Below are 17,757 nucleotides of genomic sequence, written 5' to 3'. Positions count from 1 at the left end.
CGTAAGAGGCCTTTTTTATAACTAGACTTTATTGGGTAACAAAGTCGTCAGCTAGTACAACATTTAATGGTGCGCCGCCGCCAGCATTGTCTCTGGCAATTATGGTATAAACGCCGCCCGCATTTAATGTAATCGCTGCGGGACCTATGGCTGGGGTTTTACTGCCGGTAGGAGTAACGATCACGTCATAGTCACCAGCAGCTAACGATAAAATACCTGTATCTTGCTTAAAGTCGACACCTCTGAAATTCGCCTCAAGTGATGTAATATCTGTGGCTGGAGCTACCAAATATAAGTCAACCAAGCCGGCAGTTGGAGAAGCGTGGACAATTCTAAGTTGCGCTTCTGTAGCAATAGGACGAATTTGATCAGAAATGACTAATGGTTCTATGTTGGTTAAATTATTGACAGCCAGTACCGAATAATTAGTTGCTGCTTCTAACGTTAAGTCAGCATCAATAACTACAGGAGTTGTAGTGCCTGTAGGAACTACTTTAACATTATAAGTATCAGCAGGAACCGTTAAAAAGCCGGAGAAGTTAGGGAAAGCAACGTCGGATAGTAGTGGAGTTGCGAAACCATCGTTAACAATAATGTCTACTGCTGGAGCGTCAGGCGATAAATGAAATACTCTAAGGTCGGTGGAGTTCGCTGAATCTAGTAAAGTAAGATTTCCATCTGGTGTAGTAGCTATTAAGTTAACAGGATTGTCGCCAGGCCCCGTATTGGTAACAGCAAGTACGTTTAGTAATAATCCAGCGGGCAAGGTTACAGTGCCACTATCATAAACCACCGTTTTACTTCCTGTAGGGGTAATACGAATTTGATAATCGCCAGCATCTATATCTGTTGGTGAGAGGTTATCTTTGAACGCGAGCGTAGTGGTTGGAGATTCAGTATTAATGTCGGTACCGGGTGCAGTTAAATAAACGTCTACAGTTGGTGCATTTGATGCCGCATGTAATACTTGTAGTGTCAATTGACCGGTTGGTGGAGTGGCATTAGCTTGAGACAAGATAACTGGTTCGATCGATACTGTTTCGTTCAATGCAACCGCTGTGTATAGCTGATCTTCAGCCAAATCTAAATCTACAGGACCAATGACAGCAACATCGTCTTCAGGTGTAATGCCATCTACTTGAACAGAATATGTTGCGGCATCCAACTCTATTCTGGATGAAGCATTGGCGAAATCCAAATCAGCGATGGTGTTTTCACCATTTACGAGAATATTAACAGCAGGCGCATCTTGTGAAGCATGCACTACTTGAATATTGGTTTTAGGAACAGGTAAAACTAAGTCGTTGTCGTCACTGCAAGCCGTGACGATTGCTAAGCTGGAAAAAGCTAGCAAAAGTTGTTTGAAAGACATAAATGACCTCCTAATGAATTAGAGCAATCAATTTCTCAGCTAGAGGGTGAAAAGTAAGTTGAAAGAATGTGAATTTTTCACGAAAGCTTCACAAGGAAGTCTCAGAATGAACATTATGAAAAAAATTAAAATCGGTATAAGTTCTTGCCTTGTTGGTAACAAGGTTAGATACGATGGCGGCCACAAACGCTCAAAATATTGCCTAGATATCATGAATGATTGGTTTGAATATCAACCAATTTGCCCAGAAATGGGTATTGGTATGCCAACACCTAGGCCACCTATTCATTTAGTGGAAGGGAATAATGAAATTAGAGTGAAACAGATTGATGACCACAGCATTGATTACACTGAGGATTTGAAAAATTTTGCAAAAAAAACACTGCCCGGCATAAGACACATTGGTGGTTATATTGTGATAAGAAACTCACCTAGCTGCGGTATGGAGCGGGTCAAGGTATATCATGAGAATGGCAACCCTTCTAATGTCAAAGGAAAGGGTATCTTCATTGCGGAGTTAATGAGGCTAAGACCAGAATTACCCGTTGAGGAAGAGGGCCGATTGCAAGATCCAAGGCTAAGAGAGAATTTCATTACTAGAGTGTTTGCTTATCAAGAGTGGCAAGAGATGGTTTTAAAGGAAATGGATATCAATATGTTGATTAAATTCCATAGCCGCTATAAATACTTAGTTATGGCTCATAGTTATAAAGCATATCGTGAATTAGGACGGCTAGTGGCGAATGACGGCTCTAAAAGTTTTGCCAAGATAGTTAGTGAATATGAGACTTTATTTATGCGGGCCTTAAAAAGAATTGCTCCTATGAAGTCACACGTGAATACTCTCTACCATATTTTTGGTTACCTAAAGAGAGATTTAACCTCGATGGCAAAAAAAGAAGTGATTGAAGTTATTGAACAGTATCGTAAAGGGATTGTCACTTTAATTGTGCCTATCACCTTGTTAAATCATTATATTAAGCAATTTGGTAATGAGTATATTAACAATCAGGCTTATTTAAATCCTCATCCCATAGAGTTGGGTCTAAGAAATTATATATGAGCAAATCAAATTTACAGCTCGTATGGTTTAGACAAGACTTACGAGTTGCAAATAATCATGCGTTATATTTTGCTGCACAACAAGGGCCTGTAATAGGGCTTTATCTAGAAGCAAAGGAGCAGCATAGAAAACATCACGAATCATCTGCAAAAGTTGGGTTGAGAAAATCAATATTGAAAGAACTGAGAATAGAACTCAATAAGCTTTCGATTCCACTTTTGTACATAGAATTAGATGACTTTCGTGGTTCGTTAGAAGCCATTGAAATAATCATGGAGCAATATCAAGTTAATGACCTATGGTTTAACTATGAATATTTATTGAATGAAATAAACCGGGATGAAATTGTAGTAGCCGGGATACAGAAATCTGGGAGAAGTGTTCATCAATATCACTCAGATTTGATTTTAGAGCCAAACCAATTAACGAGCTTAAAAGGTGAACCCTATAAAGTGTTCACACCTTATAAGAGAGCTTGGCTAAAGCATTTTCATGATTCTCCGCCGGTGACATTACCAAAGCTCAAAAAACAAGCGCTGGAGCTTAATCTGTATCCCCAGGAAAATATTGAACTCCAGGAAAAATATAGACGTGATTTGTGGCCTTGCGATTATTCATCGCAAAATAAACGGGTAAAAAAATTCTTAAAGAAACAGGCGCGATATCCAGAAGCGAGAGATATCCCTTCAATTAATGGTACCAGCGGCTTATCACCGTACTTATCACTTGGGAGTCTTTCGGCGCAAGGCTTAGTCCTTGAATTACTTGCGCATATGGACAAAGAAGGATTAAGGGATTGGCAATCCAACGTTTGGTTGTCTGAATTAATTTGGCGTGATTTCTATCGTCAAATTATGATCGATAATGTAGAAAGGCTTTGTAAACATGGAGCATTTAAAAAACGCTCTGAACCTTGGCTAGAAAATGAAGAAGGGGTAAAGCGTTTTCAAGCTTGGCAGCAAGCTAAAACGGGCTTCCCAATCGTAGACGCCGCAATGAGACAGCTCGAGCAAACTGGCTGGATGCACAATCGCTTAAGGATGATTGCATCAATGTTTCTTACTAAGTTATGCCTGGTGGATTGGCGCTGGGGTGAAAAGCATTTTATGCAACAATTAATTGACGGAGATTTTGCTTCCAATAATGGGGGATGGCAGTGGTGTGCTTCAACGGGCTCCGATGCAGTTCCCTACTTTCGCATTATGAATCCAATCACGCAATCAAAAAAATTTGACCAGGAAGGAGCTTTTATTAAAAAGTTCATACCTGAATTATCTGAACTGGATAACAAAGACATTCATTTTCCCACATCAGAGCAGAGAAAAGCTTGCGGTTATCCAGAGCCAGTAATAGATTATAAATCTGCTCGAAAAATTGCACTGGAACTTTTGGCCTAATAGAGTTGAAGCTTAGTGTTTAAAGACGAATAATTTAAGATTTTTTCTGATTCTTAATTGCTTTTCTAATAAGTTTTTGAAATCCAGTATCCATGGATTCTTTGCCAAACCACATATGATAGTAATCTATAGCGCAGTCAGGGTTTTCTATAGAACCAATTAATTGGTTGTTGAGAGTTATGCTAATTGCATTATCTTTACTTTGAATGAGCTGATAGAAGTCACCATCGTTAACATTTTTATATAACTGGTTGAGATTATTAAAAGGCTTTTGACATTGTTCTAATCTCTGCTTGGGTAGATTTTTTCCTAGATATTCTTCAGCCCCTTCTTTGAATTCTTGTCCAGTAACAGTTCGTAAATATTTGAAGCGGATTAGTTTTTCAGACTTAGAAAAAACACTTGAGAAAGATTGGCAGTCAGGAGCATATAAGCCTAAATCTAATATTTTAAAAAAGAGTGCTTTAGTAATCCGAACCTCTGAACATTTATTGAAGTTCCTTTCATTGACAACAATCGAACTAGGGAGCCTGTCTTTACTGAAAGCCGTTGGAGTGAAGAATAACAATATAACAATAAGAAACTTGTATTTCATAGAGAGTCACGAACCTTTCTTACCATAAATCCTACAAAAGGTAGGTGTTGATAGAAACCTTCTGCGCCATCCCAATAATCTTGATGAAGAATTACTTTGCCATCAGCATTAAACCTCAATTGAGTCATGCCAATTGAAACAGAATCTACTTGAGTTCCTTTTGCTGAGAATTTCATGCTCATAGACCAACGTAAATAATAATCTTTTTCACCTTTAACAACATCTAAAATCTCGACTTCGGTCGATTCAACATTATTTGCAGCTTCCTGCATATAATGTATTAAAGTATCAATGTCGTTAATCGTTTTGAAAGTATCATTGAAGTAAAACTCTTCTGCATACAAGTGCCTGATATTCTCAGCAGTAGTACCAGTTTTGAAGTCTCTGAAAACAAGCTCAAATTTTTGCTGGATATCTTGGGTCAAATGAGTTCCTGGCATTTGCTGAGAAGTTGATAAATAATTATTAACTCTATTATTATATTTCATATGATTTCCTGAGCTTGAACAGCCAATGAGAAAACTGATTAGAAAGCTAGCTATTGTTATTTTCACGATGAACCTTTATAACTCTACATGAGTAGAAACTGTCATTTATGATAGGCCTCAGGTCGTAAATAAGCCGTGAATAGAGTTTCACAGCATATTCACAGAATGCTGGCTAGTCTGTCAAAAAATTTGGTGTTAATTCCTATGAAAAGCTGGTTCGATAACAAGCTTACGGCCCTTGATAAAGAAAACAATAATTTAGACCAGGTGGACTGGGCTAGAGTCATTCCTTATATACTTTTGCATTTAAGTTGCCTTTTTGTCATCTCGGTCGGTTTCAGCTGGACAGCTTTTATCGTTTGCGTTGCCAGTTATCTAATTAGAATGTTTGCTATAACTGCTTTTTATCATCGTTACTTTTCGCACAAGAGCTTTAAGACCAATCGATTTGTTCAGTTCTTCTTTGGTTTCATAGGAACGGCGGCTACGCAAAGAGGCCCTCTTTGGTGGGCGGCTCACCATAGACATCACCATAAACATTCTGATCAAGACGATGATCGTCACTCTCCCAATAAAGGCTTTTGGAAGAGTCATATGTTGTGGTTTTTGAATAAGAAAAATTTTCCTACTAATTATGAGCGGGTTAAAGATCTCACTAAATTTAAAGAATTGTTGTGGCTTGATCGTTTTGATATTTTACCGCCAATTATTTATGCGTTTCTAATGTTGATGCTCGGCTATCTCCTTCAGGCATACTCACCAGAAGAAGGTGTAACTGCCTGGCAAATACTGATCTGGGGTTATTTTATCTCCACCATATTACTAGGGCATGTTACTTACAGTATCAACTCTATTGCCCATTGTTGGGGAAGTAAGCGCTTTAATACTGGCGATGATAGCCGTAATAATTTTTTGCTCGCTTTACTGACCTTAGGAGAGGGCTGGCATAATAATCACCATAAATTTCCCGCTTCGGCCAAACAAGGAATTTATTGGTGGGAGCTAGACTTTAGTTATTACGCTCTATGGAGTATGAAACAACTAGGCTTGGTATGGGATATCAAAAAGCATGACCCAGCACAGGTTAAAAAAGAGCTATCATCATGAATATAGCTATTATCGGTAGTGGTATATCTGGCTTATCCGCTGCTTGTCATTTGCAGGATCAAGCAAATGTAACTGTCTTTGAGAAAGATAGCCGGATTGGGGGGCATGCAGATACACAGACGATTGAAGTGGATGGAAAATTAATAAATGTCGATACGGGATTTATTGTATTCAACCCCGATAATTACCCCACATTTATGGAATTAATAGAAAAGTATCAAGTGGATTATCAAGACAGTGACATGAGCTTTGCAGTGTCAAATCGTATTAATGGGCTTGAATATAACGCTTCCTCATTAAACCAATTGTTTTGTCAAAGAAGTAATCTCGTTAAACCCAGCTTTTATAAAATGATTGGTGAGATATTTCGTTTTTATAAAGAAATGAAAGCTCTGGTTGCAACGGATAATAATGTTGGTCTTGGCGATTATTTAAAGCAAAATCGTTATTCAGAAAATTTTATCCAAAATCATATTGTGCCTATGACCTGCGCATTGTGGTCGGGGGATGTGACCAAAATTATGGATTTTCCTGCTAGATTTTTAGCAGCGTTCATGAGCAATCATAAAATGCTACAAGCTTTTGACCGTCCAGTATGGAAAACTATTGCTGGCGGTTCAAAAAACTATTTAGCAAAGATCAGTGAAAGGGCTCAGTTTGGGATTAGAACTGGGGTGCATATCAAGAGTGTTATTAGGGATTCAGAAGGTGTTGCGATCCAATTGCAAGATAGCGTGGAGCGTTTTGATAAAGTAATATTTGCTACTCATTCTGACCAAGCACTAGCTTTGATGGAGTCACCATCTACGGATGAGAGCTCGGTGTTAGGTGATATTGATTATCAAGATAATACTATTTTACTGCATTACGATCCTAAAGTATTACCTTATAAAAAGAGTGCTTGGGCAAGTTGGAGTGTCTTGGTTGATGAGAAGTCTACCGAACTTTGCCGCGTAAGTTATTATATGAACTTATTACAATCGCTTGATACAGAAGTTCCAGTTATTGTTAGTCTGAATATGGAAGAGTTAATAGATAGCGATAAAGTTTGGAAGAAAATCAATTATTCTCACCCAATATATAATCAAAAAACTATGGCTGCTCAGAAACGAAGGCAATTAATCCAGGGTAAGAACAATAGTTATTTTTGCGGAGCCTATTGGGGTTGGGGTTTCCATGAAGATGGTGCTCGAAGTGGCAAAGAGGCGGCCTTGCAGTTGCTGGCAGAGATGCCGAATGTTTAATCCAGGTTTTTTGGAAGGAACGATTCGTCACCATCGATACATTCCTAAACCACATCAGTTTGACTATTCTATGTATTGGACGATGCTTGACCTCGATACATTAGAAGAAACATTCGCAAAAAATAGATTCTGGTCCTTTAATAAGTGGAACCTTATAAGTTTTAAGGAAAAAGATTTCCACCAAAATGGGCAGTTGAATAATAAAAGCTCTATTATTGAAACCATCAAAAAAAATCATAATGAAAATTTCTTAGGTAAAGTTTATGTGCTATCGCACCTAAGATATCTTGGCTTTAATTTCAACTCAGTAAGTTTTTACTTTTGTGTTGAAAATGATGAACTGAAATACATTGTTTCTGAGATTACCAATACTCCTTGGGGAGAGCGACACCCTTATGTCTTGAAATGTAAGCCAGAAGATACGAATAATCACCTTTTTGAATTTAAAAAAGCTTTCCATATATCACCTTTTATAGAAATGCAGATGGATTATAGATGGAACTTTGTGTTTGCTGATGATTCTTTACGAATACATATGGTGGTTTTAAAAGAAAATACTAGTCGAAAAATATTTGACGCAACCTTCACAGCTGAATTTATACCATTTACTAAATCAAACATGACAAGCAAGGTTTTCAAGAGACCTTTCCAGCCACTTAAAATGGTCGCCGGAATATATTGGCAAGCTTTGAAACTCTGGCTAAAAAAAGTTCCTTTTATTGAGCATCCAAATTCAAAATAGAACGAGAAAGATAGACTAAAATAATTTCTAATAAGGAGTCCTAACAGTGGATGAAGCACGACATACAGACCGAATGGATAAGAGTGTGACAATTAATTGGTCACAAAACTGGTTGCGTAAAAAAGTTGTTCAGCAACTCGATCTTTTAAAAGGTGGACAAATTACTTTACAAGATCCGGTTGGGCTCATGACATTGGGTGAGGAGAGCTCAGAGTTAAATGTAAAGCTTGATATTAAGGATATTGGTTTCTATCAACAAGTTGCAATGCACGGAAGTATTGGCGCTGCTGAATCATATATGCAAGGAGAGTGGGAAGTAGATTGCCTGACTAAACTTATTCGTCTCTTTGTTCTCAACCGTGACTTGCTAGATGATATGGAATCTGGCACAGCGATGATTAAAAACTCAATTCTTAAAATATGGCATCTGTTAAATAAAAATAATCATACCGGTAGCCGAAAGAACATTGCTGCTCATTACGATCTGGGTAATAAATTTTTTGAATTATTTCTTGATAAACACTTGATGTATTCTTCAGCAATATATACTCCCGAGGCTAATGATTTAGAGTCAGCTTCTGATCTTAAGCTGAAAACAATTTGTGAAAAATTAGACTTATCGGCGGATGATAACTTAGTTGAAATTGGAACTGGCTGGGGCGGCCTAGCTATTTATGCGGCCAAAAACTATGGCTGTAAAGTTACCACAACCACAATTTCAGAACAGCAATATCAATATGCAAAGCAAAGAATTGAGCAAGAAAATCTACAAGACCAAATAACCTTATTGAAAGAAGATTACAGAGACTTGCAAGGTAAGTTCGATAAGTTGGTATCAATAGAAATGATAGAGGCGGTTGGGCATCATTATTTGGATACTTATTTGAAGCAGTGTAGTCATTTATTAAAACCTAAGGGTCTAGGGTTAATCCAAGCGATCACTATTGAAGATAGTCGTTACAAACAAGCTCTTAAGTCAGTTGACTTTATTAAGCGTTATATCTTTCCTGGCAGTTTTATTCCATGTGTCTCTGCAGTTGTTGATTCTGCAGGTAAAGGTACTGACATGCGCTTAATAAATTTAGAGGATTTTGGTGAAAGTTATGCTTATACCTTAAGAGATTGGCGGCTTAAATTTATGGAAAATTTAGAAGAAGTTCGCGCACAGGGTTTTAATGAAGCCTTTATTAAAATGTGGGAATTTTACTTGTGTTATTGCGAAGGCGGCTTTTTAGAAAAGGCGATTAGTGATGTGCATTTATTATTTGCTAAACCAGCCAATGGACGCGAGCAATGGCTAAATCTGAAAAGCTAAACTTCATCGTTAATCTAGTCTTGTTTCAAGCCATCTGGTTTGCAGCCATACTGGGAGCTGCAAATGCTAATTTATTTTGGTGCTATGGCTTATTTGCAGCCTTGGTTGTTTGGCAATTTCTGCCACAAAATCGTAAGGCCGGAGACTGTTTAAATGTCCTAAATTTTTTACTGATAGGCTTTATTCTAGACTCAGCTTGGTATTACCTAGAGTTGATTGAATATAAGCAGCATATTAGCTGGTTTAACACAGCTCCAATTTGGATATTAATGCTTTGGGTTGCGTTTGCTCTGAGCCTTAACCATTCCATGTCATGGGTGCACTCTAAACCTAAGTTGGCCTATTTAATGGGCTTTGTTGGAGGCCCCTTGTCTTATTTTGGCGGCGAGCGATTAGGAGCGATAACTATTAGTTCGCCTTGGGTAACGGCCACATGTTTGAGTTTGGCGTGGGGTAGTGTTATTTGGTTTGCTTTAAATATTAAAAAACAAAATTTCACTAACATATTCCAATTAATGTCAGGTAATAAAACTCATGCCTGAGACGTATCAAAATGTTTTACAAACATTCAGTACTCCTGTTGTTGCTTTGATTATTGCATTACTTGTTCAGGCTGGAGCTTGGGTGCTGCAAGCAAAAAACAATAATGCCGATTATGTAGATATTGCCTGGTCGCTTTGTGTTGCAATTATTGCAGCTTTATATCTAGTCGATTCAGGCCATATTTGTTTCACCTCCATAGTTTTATTGGTAGCCCCTTTATTGTGGTATTTAAGATTGTCTTGGCATTTGGTTACTAGATTTAATGTTAAGCATGAAGATGGTCGTTATCAGTACTTAAGAAAGCATTGGCAATTAGCGGGCTCCAATGCTTCTGTACAGTTTAAGTTTCTCTTATTCTTTATTTTCCAGGCTTTCCTCGCTTGGTTTTTTAGTTTCCAAGTTTATTTAATCCTTGAGCAAGAGCAAACCGTACTTTGGTTAGATGGATTGGCCTTTCTACTAATTGTGACCAGTTTTGTGGGAGTAACCATATCAGATGCGCAGCTTTTGAAATTCAAAAAAGCAGGTAAAGGTGGCGTCTGTGAAAAGGGATTTTGGAGATATAGTCGTCATCCTAACTATTTCTTTGAGTGGTTACATTGGTGTGCTTATCCTTTATTAGGGTTTTATCTAGGTGCATTGTCAGATCCTTATTGGTGGCTGTTATTAAGCTATCCGCTATGGATGTTCCTATTTTTATGGAAGATTACCGGGATACCATTTAATGAAGAACAAAATATCCGTAGCAAAGGCGATGCTTACAGACGCTACCAAAAAACAACGAATGCATTTTTCCCAGGAAAACCCAGGGAATAAGTAGTTAATTTAGGAGTCATAATGATTGGTCAAGCAATAAAATTAATTGAAAAAGGGTTGGTTCCAGATAATTTAGTAAGAGCTGGAATTAGAAAATTATGCCAACAGCGTTTAGAAGAAGAGTCAGCATACGATTGTGAAAAACAGTCGATGCAGTTTCATGATTTCTGGCAAGAGCTGAAGCAAAGCCATATTGCGATTAAAACCAAAGAAGCTAATGAGCAACACTATGAGTTGCCCACTGATTTTTTTTACTATGCATTAGGTAAAAGGTTTAAATATAGTAGTGCCTATTTTGATGAAACTACCAAAAATCTGGATGAAGCTGAAGAAATCATGCTGGAAATGTATTGTCAGCGTGGTCAGTTTATCGACGGTCAGTCGATTCTAGAACTGGGTTGTGGTTGGGGTTCATTAACGCTTTATTTAGCGGAAAAGTTTCCTAACAGTCAAATCACTGCTATCTCCAATTCTAACTCGCAGCGTGAGCACATTACAGCAATCGCTAAAGAACGTGGCTTGAATAACCTTGAGATAATTACTAAGGATATTAATGAATTTGAGCCGGGTAAAACTTTTGATCGAATCGTATCGATTGAGATGTTTGAGCATATTCGTAATTATCAGCAATTGTTCGATAAAATTAGCAGCTGGTTGAATGATGAAGGAAAATTATTTGTTCATATTTTCTGTCATCGTTATTTAATGTACCCCTACACAGAAGATGGTGATGATAACTGGATGGGACGTTTTTTCTTTAGCGGTGGTCAAATGCCTGCGGCGGATACCTTCTTATTATTTCAACAGAATTTATCTCTAGATCAGCGATGGTTAGTGAATGGCCAGCATTATGAAAAAACATCCAATGCTTGGCTGGAGAATATGGATAAAAACAAAAAGCATATAATGCCGATTTTTGAAAAAACCTACGGTAAAGATTTTGCCAGCGTTTGGTTCCAGCGCTGGCGTATATTCTTTATGGCTTGTGCTGAATTATTTGGGTATGCTAAAGGCAATGAGTGGATGGTATCTCACTACCTATTTTCAAAAAAATAATAAATGCGTAATAAACCAAAAGGAATAAATCATAAGCTCTTTAAAGTCATGGGGTTTCAGTTAGCGCTGATAAGCCTGGTGACTTTATTGAGTGTTTATGGTGCAGCAAAAGTTGTCGAAGATGTCTTAATTAAAGAAGCTTTAGATGGTGAAGCTGATTTTTTTTGGCAGCATTACGAAAAGGATAAAGCCAAAGCACTTCCTAAAACTCTAAATCTTACGGGTTACTTTGCAGATTCTGAAAATTTACCTTATGCCTTAAAAGGTGTTAAAGAAGGCTATCATTCAGTGGCGCTTGATGATGATAAGCCATTAGTTCATGTTTCAAATCGTTACGATAAGACTCTTATTTTAGTGTTCAAAGAAGGGCAAGTTGCAAGGCTGGCTTTTTATTTTGGTGTGGCGCCTTTAGCATTTGTGTTATTGATTATTTATCTTCCCGCTTGGATTAGCTTTATGATGTCGCGCAGGGCAATTTCACCAGTCGTTAAATTGGCTAAGTTAGTTGATAATATTGAAGTTTCTGAAACGGCTGATATCAGTGCTGATTTTAGTGAGATTGAGGAAAAGGCTGATGCCGAGGTATTAACCTTGATTAAAGCTTTTGAGCATTACTCTAAGGAAGTGACTCATTATGTCAGGAGAGAGAAAAATTTTACGCGTTATGCAAGTCATGAACTGAGAACACCCTTAGCTGTTATGAAAGGCTCCACTGCACTTTTGACTAAACAAGATTTGAGTGAGAACAGCCAAAAAATCGTCTCGAGAATGTCAAAAGTAATAAGTGATATGGAGCGATTAATTGATGCGTTACTGTTGCTTTCAAGGAATGAAAAGGGGCCTGCTCAGGATGAAGCGATCAATTTAGTAGAAGTAGTGAATGCAGAGATAGAAAAAATTAGATTGAATTACCCGTCACGTGATTTAGCAATAGACTTAAATTCAGAAGCGATGGTGCACTCGAAAGTCCCACAATATTTGTTTTCTATTTGCGTGACTAATATTCTCAATAACGCGGTTAATTATGATGAAACTGGCCGTATTAATGTCGCTATTACAGAAAACAAAGTAGTAATTAAAGATTCTGGACAAGGAATGAATGAAAGCGAACTTGAACGTATTTATAATCCATTTTATCGCGGTGAGCAGTTTAGGGATACTACTAAAGGTTTCGGTCTTGGAATGGCAATTGTAAAAACCATCTGCGAGCGTATGAATTGGACGATAGAAATTCAAAGTCAGCTAGGTGAAGGAACCCAGGTCACTTTGAAATTTGAAGGGGGAACTTTAAATAGCTAAATTACTCTGGAGCGACAATTTTTAAGCCTAAGCTCGGAAGAGTTTGTAGTAACTTTTCTTCGAACGGTTTATCAATAACTTTACGTAAGTTATAAAGGTGGCTTCTCAAAACATCACTATTAGGAACCATATCTCCCCAGAGTTCTTTTTCTAGCTCTTGTTTAGTGACGACTTCAGGAGAGCGGCGCATTAAAACTTTGAGGATATGTAAGCCTGTTGGTGATAGCTTGAGTTTCTGCTCTTGTCTCGTCACCTGCAAGGTTTTAAGATCAAACTTTAAGTCGTGTAGAGTGAGAGTATTGGACTCAAGTTCGCCTTTAAAACGCCTGATAATGGCATTCAGCCTAGCATCCAACTCGGAAAAGTCGAATGGCTTTAATAAATAGTCGTCCGCACCAGAATCAAAACCCTCGAGTTTATCTTCTATTTGATCTCTAGCCGTCAGCATTAATATAGGAATATCTGATTGGGATTGTTTTCTGACTTCAGAGCAGATCTGAAAGCCATTCATTCCAGGCAACATCACATCTAGTACCAAACCATCATATTGATTAGTCAGGGCCAGTTGCAATCCAGTTTTTCCATCCATAGCATAGTCAACAATATAGCCGCAGGCCTCTAAATATTCTCCCGTAGTTGCAGCTAACTCTGCATGATCTTCCACTAATAAAATGCTGTACGCCATAATAATTATCTTTTTGGCAAAAGGATTTTTTGCTCTTTTGATGCTCTATAAAGTACAAGGTTATGGCCAATTACGTGAATTTTGTGTGCACTGGCTTTGCTACAAAGGTAATCGATGATTTCATTTTTTTCATCGCGATCTTCGGCTCGTACTTTGACTTTGATCAATTCATGGTGTTCAAGGGCCTTGTTAAGCTCTTCTAATACGGACTCAGTAACACCGTTACCACCAATCATAACGACAGGTTTTAGGCTGTGGGCCTCGCCTCGCAAAAATTTGATTTGTGATTTGGATAAAGCAGTCATTGGATAAACTCTTTGCAGTAAATTAGGCGCTATTTTAACCCAAAATGGGTACAATAGAGAGACTTATTAGAAATTACTGTGATGAATTTTAAACGCTATGAGTAAAAGCAAAAGTAGCCATCGCTGGATGAAAGAGCATTTTGACGATCATTACGTTAAGCGATCGCAAAAAGATGGCTATCGTTCGCGAGCTGTTTATAAGCTTGAAGAGCTGGACAAGAAGTATAATCTGGTAAAGCAAGGACATACTATAGTTGATCTTGGCGCGGCTCCTGGTGGTTGGTCGCAATATTGTGGTCTAAAAATTGGATCTAGTGGTAATATTTTTGCGTTAGATATTTTGCCGATGGATACTTTGGCGGATGTAAACTTTATTCAAGGGGATTTTCGCGAAGAATTAGTGCTTAATCAGTTGTTAGATAATATTGGCGAGCGAAAAGCTAACCTTGTATTATCTGATATGGCACCCAATATGAGTGGTGTAGATGCAGTCGATATTCCAAGAGCTATGTATTTAACAGAACTAGCCTTAGAATTGGCGCAAACTGTGCTTACCAAGGGTGGATCATTCTTGGTTAAGGTTTTTCAGGGTGAAGGCTTTGATGACTATGTTAGACAGTGTCGTCAAATGTTTAGCAAAGTTATGATCCGTAAGCCAGATGCCTCTAGAGATCGCTCTCGTGAAGTTTATGTTTTAGCACAAGGGTTTAAGGGGTAAATTTATACTCACTCTTTCAGAGTGAGGTGTAAAGTCGCAGCCAAAAGAAACTTGTTAGCTTTTGTAAATTGGGCTTCAGTTCTTATTAAGGCATGGCATAATAGTACATATTTTTAATGGCGGTAGCGCCGTATATTGAGGTTCAAGTTTGAACGACTTAGTTAAAAACATTCTTTTTTGGGCGGTTACCGCAATCATTCTATTCTTTGTTATTGAGCAAGTGAATCAGCGAGCTATGGATAACAGCAAAATTCCATTCAGCGAGTTTGTTCAGAAAATTGAAAGTAAAGAATTTGCCAAGGTAAAAATTGACCCGAATAACGGTGGGTTAGTGGTTGGTTTAACCGATGAGAATAATCCGGAAGATCAAACCATCTCTCAAATCCCTTATGGTAGCGTTGAAAAATTAAATGAGTTGTTGCTTGAAAATAAAGTCGACTATGAAGCTGTGAAGCCAGAAGGAAATGGTGTCATTAGTACTATTTTGTTTACTTTTGGGCCAATTCTTTTATTGATAGCTGTTTGGATTTATTTCATGCGCCAAATGCAAGGCGGTGGTAAAGGCGGCGGTGCTTTATCTTTTGGTAAGTCGAAAGCTCGAATGCTGTCAGAAGACCAAGTTAAAACTACCTTTGCTGATGTAGCTGGAGTAGAGGAAGCAAAAGAAGAAGTGGGCGAATTAGTCGACTTTCTAAGAGATCCTCGCAAATATCAAAAACTAGGCGGAACTATTCCTCGCGGTGTTTTGATGGTTGGTCCTCCTGGAACCGGTAAAACTTTGTTGGCACGTGCTATTGCCGGCGAAGCGAAAGTTCCGTTCTTCACTATTTCAGGCTCAGATTTCGTGGAAATGTTTGTGGGTGTTGGCGCTTCGCGGGTTCGTGATATGTTTGAACAAGCCAAGAAGCATGCACCTTGTATTATCTTTATTGATGAAATTGATGCGGTAGGCCGACATCGTGGTGCTGGAATGGGCGGTGGTCATGATGAGCGTGAGCAAACCTTGAACCAATTGCTGGTTGAAATGGATGGTTTCGAAGGTGGCGAAGGCGTGATTGTGATTGCCGCAACTAACCGCCCTGATGTTTTAGACCCTGCTTTATTGCGTCCGGGTCGTTTTGACCGCCAAGTGGTTGTTGGTTTACCTGATATAAAAGGTCGTGAGAAGATTTTACAAGTTCATATGCGTAAAGTTCCAGCAGCTGATGATGTGGTTGCTGGTGTTATTGCTCGTGGTACTCCTGGTTTTTCAGGTGCTGACTTAGCCAATCTTGTGAATGAAGCCGCCTTATTTGCTGCGCGTGAAAATCAACGCACAGTTAATATGGAGCATTTCGAGAAAGCGAAAGATAAAATCATGATGGGTGCAGAGCGCCGCTCGATGGTGATGACGGAAGAAGAGAAACTTAATACTGCTTATCATGAAGCAGGTCACGCAATTGTTGGTTTGAAAGTGCCAAGCCATGATCCAGTTTATAAGGTGAGTATTATTCCTAGAGGGCGTGCTCTAGGTGTGACTATGTATTTACCTGAGCAAGATCGTTATTCAATGTCCAAAGAGCAATTAGAATCGCAATTGTCTTCATTATTTGGCGGGCGTATTGCGGAAGAAATTTTAAATGGGCCTGAACAAGTCACTACGGGTGCTTCAAATGATATCGAACGTGCTACTGAAATAGCTCGTAATATGGTCACTAAGTGGGGCCTTTCTGAAAAATTAGGACCGCTGTCTTATGCCCAAGATGAAGGTGAAGTGTTCTTGGGTCGTTCGGTAACGCAACATAAAAATATTGCCGACGATACTGCTCGCTCTATTGATCAAGAAATTCGTCATTTTATTGATCGTAATTATCAGCGTGCTGAGAAAGTCTTGAATGAGAACTTAGATAAATTGCATGCGATGGCAGAAGCATTAATGAAATATGAAACTATTGATGCTAAGCAAATTGCCCAAATTATGGATGGCAATGATCCAGAGCCACCACAAAACTGGGAACAAAAGCCTGAAGGCCCAAATAATCCTCCTAAAGATCCAAAAGCTTCAGATGAGGATAAGCAAGAAGGCTCACCAGTGGTTGTTAAGCTCAGAGAAGATTAAAAGATGAAAAGGTCCGTAAGGGCCTTTTTTAATGGTGCGTAAATTAAGAAAGAAATTAAAAGAATACTAGCAATGCAATCTATTTTAAAAAAGCCAGGCCCTTTAGTGATGGGTATTTTAAATGTAACTCCAGATTCATTTTCGGATGGGGGTTTATTCTTAGATAAAGACTTGGCGGTCAAGCAGGCAGCGAAAATGATCGCAGAAGGTGCCGACGTGCTGGATATTGGTGGTGAGTCTACGCGGCCTGGTGCGGCACCTGTAACTGTAGCAGAAGAACTTGATCGAGTGATTCCTTTAATTGAAGCACTAAAAGATTTAGATGTAGCCATATCGGTAGATACTTCCAAGGCGGCGGTTATGGCAGAAGCTATAAGTGCTGGTGCTTCAATGATCAATGATGTGCGGGCTTTGCAAGAAGAGGGTGCTTTGGATCTTGTGGCTAAAACGAAGGTGGAAGTATGTTTAATGCATATGCAAGGCCAGCCCAGAACGATGCAAGACTCTCCTCAATATAATGATGTTGTCTCTGATGTCATCGACTTCTTTAAAGAGCGCTTAGTCGCTTGTGCCAATAAAGGGATAGACAAGAGTAGAATTTGTTTGGATCCCGGTATTGGCTTTGGCAAGAATCTTGAGCATAATTGTCGATTGCTACAAGAGTTACCTAAATTGTTGATTGGTGAACAGCCTTTATTAATCGGTGTTTCAAGAAAACGAATGTTCGATGAAATCTTGAATTTACCCGTAGCGGAAAGAATGGTGGCTAGCGTTTCAGCAGGTTTATTAGCGGTTTCGAAAGGTGCTAAAATCTTGCGAGTACATGATGTAAAAGAAACAAAACAAGCAATAGAAGTATATAAAGCGATTGAACAGAACCATGGAGTAGAATAATGATAACAAAGAGTAGGATT

18 protein-coding genes are annotated in these 17,757 nt (G+C 38.6%); 13 read left to right on the top strand and 5 right to left on the bottom strand.

Annotated features, from left to right (window positions below; genetic code table 11):
- Nucleotides 1-28: 28 nt before the first annotated feature.
- On the bottom strand, nucleotides 29-1,372 hold the full coding sequence (locus tag GJS41_RS06525; protein ID WP_154246481.1) for a DUF4397 domain-containing protein: 1,344 nt from the start codon (nucleotides 1,370-1,372) through the stop codon (nucleotides 29-31).
- A 106-nt stretch (nucleotides 1,373-1,478) separates the two neighbouring features.
- Between GJS41_RS06525 and GJS41_RS06520 the strand changes: the two genes are divergently transcribed.
- Nucleotides 1,479-2,435, top strand: coding sequence for a DUF523 and DUF1722 domain-containing protein (locus GJS41_RS06520; RefSeq protein WP_227551259.1), 957 nt, complete (start codon nucleotides 1,479-1,481; stop codon nucleotides 2,433-2,435).
- Entirely contained in the window at nucleotides 2,432-3,832 is a 1,401-nt protein-coding gene (locus GJS41_RS06515; RefSeq protein ID WP_154246479.1) for a deoxyribodipyrimidine photo-lyase, read from the top strand. Before GJS41_RS06520 ends, GJS41_RS06515 begins: the two co-directional genes overlap by 4 nt.
- A 34-nt stretch (nucleotides 3,833-3,866) precedes the next feature.
- On the opposite strand, the gene GJS41_RS06510 is transcribed toward GJS41_RS06515, so the two are convergent.
- Nucleotides 3,867-4,427 (bottom strand): chalcone isomerase family protein, encoded by a 561-nt coding sequence (locus tag GJS41_RS06510; RefSeq protein ID WP_154246478.1) that lies wholly within the window; start codon nucleotides 4,425-4,427, stop codon nucleotides 3,867-3,869.
- Nucleotides 4,424-4,915 carry a nuclear transport factor 2 family protein gene (locus tag GJS41_RS06505; RefSeq protein WP_154246477.1) on the bottom strand — a complete coding sequence of 164 codons (492 nt, stop codon included), beginning with the start codon at nucleotides 4,913-4,915 and terminating at the stop codon, nucleotides 4,424-4,426. Before GJS41_RS06505 ends, GJS41_RS06510 begins: the two co-directional genes overlap by 4 nt.
- Nucleotides 4,916-5,119: 204 nt before the next feature.
- Between GJS41_RS06505 and GJS41_RS06500 the strand changes: the two genes are divergently transcribed.
- The 8 genes from GJS41_RS06500 to GJS41_RS06465 are packed head-to-tail and all read left to right on the top strand — an operon-like array spanning nucleotide 5,120 to nucleotide 13,037.
- Nucleotides 5,120-6,022, top strand: a complete 903-nt coding sequence (locus GJS41_RS06500; RefSeq protein ID WP_154246476.1) for an acyl-CoA desaturase — start codon at nucleotides 5,120-5,122, stop codon at nucleotides 6,020-6,022.
- Nucleotides 6,019-7,266 carry an NAD(P)/FAD-dependent oxidoreductase gene (locus GJS41_RS06495; RefSeq protein WP_154246475.1) on the top strand — a complete coding sequence of 416 codons (1,248 nt, stop codon included), beginning with the start codon at nucleotides 6,019-6,021 and terminating at the stop codon, nucleotides 7,264-7,266. The genes GJS41_RS06500 and GJS41_RS06495 overlap by 4 nt, the downstream gene beginning before the upstream one ends.
- On the top strand, nucleotides 7,259-8,008 hold the full coding sequence (locus GJS41_RS06490; RefSeq protein ID WP_154246474.1) for a DUF1365 domain-containing protein: 750 nt from the start codon (nucleotides 7,259-7,261) through the stop codon (nucleotides 8,006-8,008). Before GJS41_RS06495 ends, GJS41_RS06490 begins: the two co-directional genes overlap by 8 nt.
- Before the next feature lie 46 nt (nucleotides 8,009-8,054).
- Nucleotides 8,055-9,323: a class I SAM-dependent methyltransferase gene (locus tag GJS41_RS06485; RefSeq protein WP_370515645.1), complete on the top strand. Its 1,269-nt coding sequence runs from the start codon at nucleotides 8,055-8,057 to the stop codon at nucleotides 9,321-9,323.
- Entirely contained in the window at nucleotides 9,302-9,865 is a 564-nt protein-coding gene (locus tag GJS41_RS06480; protein WP_154246473.1) for a DUF2878 domain-containing protein, read from the top strand. Before GJS41_RS06485 ends, GJS41_RS06480 begins: the two co-directional genes overlap by 22 nt.
- A complete protein-coding gene (locus GJS41_RS06475) occupies nucleotides 9,858-10,682 on the top strand; it encodes a DUF1295 domain-containing protein (RefSeq protein ID WP_154246472.1) in 825 nt (274 codons plus the stop codon). Before GJS41_RS06480 ends, GJS41_RS06475 begins: the two co-directional genes overlap by 8 nt.
- Before the next feature lie 21 nt (nucleotides 10,683-10,703).
- Nucleotides 10,704-11,738 carry a cyclopropane-fatty-acyl-phospholipid synthase family protein gene (locus tag GJS41_RS06470; protein ID WP_154246471.1) on the top strand — a complete coding sequence of 345 codons (1,035 nt, stop codon included), beginning with the start codon at nucleotides 10,704-10,706 and terminating at the stop codon, nucleotides 11,736-11,738.
- A 3-nt stretch (nucleotides 11,739-11,741) separates the two neighbouring features.
- Nucleotides 11,742-13,037 (top strand): HAMP domain-containing sensor histidine kinase, encoded by a 1,296-nt coding sequence (locus tag GJS41_RS06465; protein WP_154246470.1) that lies wholly within the window; start codon nucleotides 11,742-11,744, stop codon nucleotides 13,035-13,037.
- A 1-nt stretch (nucleotide 13,038) separates the two neighbouring features.
- Here the strand turns inward: GJS41_RS06465 and GJS41_RS06460 are convergent, their stop codons facing one another.
- Both GJS41_RS06460 and yhbY read right to left on the bottom strand, forming a co-directional pair.
- Nucleotides 13,039-13,722 (bottom strand): response regulator transcription factor, encoded by a 684-nt coding sequence (locus GJS41_RS06460; protein WP_154246469.1) that lies wholly within the window; start codon nucleotides 13,720-13,722, stop codon nucleotides 13,039-13,041.
- A gap of 5 nt (nucleotides 13,723-13,727) precedes the next feature.
- A complete protein-coding gene (yhbY, locus tag GJS41_RS06455; RefSeq protein ID WP_154246468.1) occupies nucleotides 13,728-14,027 on the bottom strand; it encodes a ribosome assembly RNA-binding protein YhbY in 300 nt (99 codons plus the stop codon).
- A 97-nt stretch (nucleotides 14,028-14,124) separates the two neighbouring features.
- Between yhbY and rlmE the strand changes: the two genes are divergently transcribed.
- The 3 genes from rlmE (at nucleotide 14,125) to folP (ending at nucleotide 17,737) form a co-directional block, all read left to right on the top strand.
- The gene (gene rlmE, locus GJS41_RS06450) at nucleotides 14,125-14,745 is read left to right on the top strand and encodes a 23S rRNA (uridine(2552)-2'-O)-methyltransferase RlmE (RefSeq protein WP_154246467.1); all 621 of its coding nucleotides are present in this window, start codon (nucleotides 14,125-14,127) and stop codon (nucleotides 14,743-14,745) included.
- A gap of 148 nt (nucleotides 14,746-14,893) precedes the next feature.
- Nucleotides 14,894-16,843, top strand: a complete 1,950-nt coding sequence (gene ftsH / locus GJS41_RS06445) for an ATP-dependent zinc metalloprotease FtsH (protein ID WP_154246466.1) — start codon at nucleotides 14,894-14,896, stop codon at nucleotides 16,841-16,843.
- A gap of 72 nt (nucleotides 16,844-16,915) precedes the next feature.
- Nucleotides 16,916-17,737, top strand: a complete 822-nt coding sequence (gene folP / locus GJS41_RS06440) for a dihydropteroate synthase (protein ID WP_154246465.1) — start codon at nucleotides 16,916-16,918, stop codon at nucleotides 17,735-17,737.
- Nucleotides 17,738-17,757: the final 20 nt, after the last annotated feature.

The sequence above is a fragment of the Kangiella sp. HZ709 genome, from assembly GCF_009674675.1.
GTDB lineage: Bacteria > Pseudomonadota > Gammaproteobacteria > Enterobacterales > Kangiellaceae > Kangiella.
The sequence above is the reverse complement of the archived record's forward strand: the minus strand, read 5'-3'. Positions and strand labels throughout refer to the sequence as shown.

Coding starts and splice junctions, on each gene's coding strand:
- GJS41_RS06525 (WP_154246481.1), bottom strand. CDS start 1,372: ATGTCTTTCAAACAACTTTTGCTAGCTTTTTCCAGCTTAGCAATCGTC.
- GJS41_RS06520 (WP_227551259.1), top strand. CDS start 1,479: ATGAACATTATGAAAAAAATTAAAATCGGTATAAGTTCTTGCCTTGTT.
- GJS41_RS06515 (WP_154246479.1), top strand. CDS start 2,432: ATGAGCAAATCAAATTTACAGCTCGTATGGTTTAGACAAGACTTACGA.
- GJS41_RS06510 (WP_154246478.1), bottom strand. CDS start 4,427: ATGAAATACAAGTTTCTTATTGTTATATTGTTATTCTTCACTCCAACG.
- GJS41_RS06505 (WP_154246477.1), bottom strand. CDS start 4,915: ATGAAATATAATAATAGAGTTAATAATTATTTATCAACTTCTCAGCAA.
- GJS41_RS06500 (WP_154246476.1), top strand. CDS start 5,120: ATGAAAAGCTGGTTCGATAACAAGCTTACGGCCCTTGATAAAGAAAAC.
- GJS41_RS06495 (WP_154246475.1), top strand. CDS start 6,019: ATGAATATAGCTATTATCGGTAGTGGTATATCTGGCTTATCCGCTGCT.
- GJS41_RS06490 (WP_154246474.1), top strand. CDS start 7,259: ATGTTTAATCCAGGTTTTTTGGAAGGAACGATTCGTCACCATCGATAC.
- GJS41_RS06480 (WP_154246473.1), top strand. CDS start 9,302: ATGGCTAAATCTGAAAAGCTAAACTTCATCGTTAATCTAGTCTTGTTT.
- GJS41_RS06475 (WP_154246472.1), top strand. CDS start 9,858: ATGCCTGAGACGTATCAAAATGTTTTACAAACATTCAGTACTCCTGTT.
- GJS41_RS06470 (WP_154246471.1), top strand. CDS start 10,704: ATGATTGGTCAAGCAATAAAATTAATTGAAAAAGGGTTGGTTCCAGAT.
- GJS41_RS06465 (WP_154246470.1), top strand. CDS start 11,742: ATGCGTAATAAACCAAAAGGAATAAATCATAAGCTCTTTAAAGTCATG.
- GJS41_RS06460 (WP_154246469.1), bottom strand. CDS start 13,722: ATGGCGTACAGCATTTTATTAGTGGAAGATCATGCAGAGTTAGCTGCA.
- yhbY (WP_154246468.1), bottom strand. CDS start 14,027: ATGACTGCTTTATCCAAATCACAAATCAAATTTTTGCGAGGCGAGGCC.
- rlmE (WP_154246467.1), top strand. CDS start 14,125: ATGAGTAAAAGCAAAAGTAGCCATCGCTGGATGAAAGAGCATTTTGAC.
- folP (WP_154246465.1), top strand. CDS start 16,916: ATGCAATCTATTTTAAAAAAGCCAGGCCCTTTAGTGATGGGTATTTTA.